Genomic DNA, 299 nt, shown 5'->3' on the forward strand with positions numbered 1-299 from the left:
TATAACCAGATGCAGGTTCCGCTGAAAACACTCTGCAATCTTCCTCACAGGCACGAAGGATATGAGAGCAAAACCTTTGCAATTCCCATCGAGGGAAAATGTGTTGGAATCACCTATGCGTTTATCACGCACAGCCGACATGAGCGCAAGCCGTTTGACCAGGAGATGACCCCTTACACGGCGGAAGGCCGCTGGCGGTATGTGAACTACCGGAACAAACACAAACTGCTGCCCTGTGACCGGCCATCCATCAACACCCCGGAGGATATCGCCCTTGCCTGCTATGCAGACGGAAAGGG

1 pseudogene is annotated in these 299 nt (G+C 53.2%); it reads left to right on the forward strand.

Annotated elements, in window-relative coordinates:
* Nucleotides 1–299, forward strand: a pseudogene (locus tag P0G09_RS19015) (group II intron reverse transcriptase/maturase); the annotation flags it as partial.

This window comes from Faecalibacterium sp. DFI.5.82 (assembly GCF_029076575.1).
Classification (GTDB): Bacteria; Bacillota; Clostridia; order Oscillospirales; family Ruminococcaceae; genus Faecalibacterium; species Faecalibacterium duncaniae.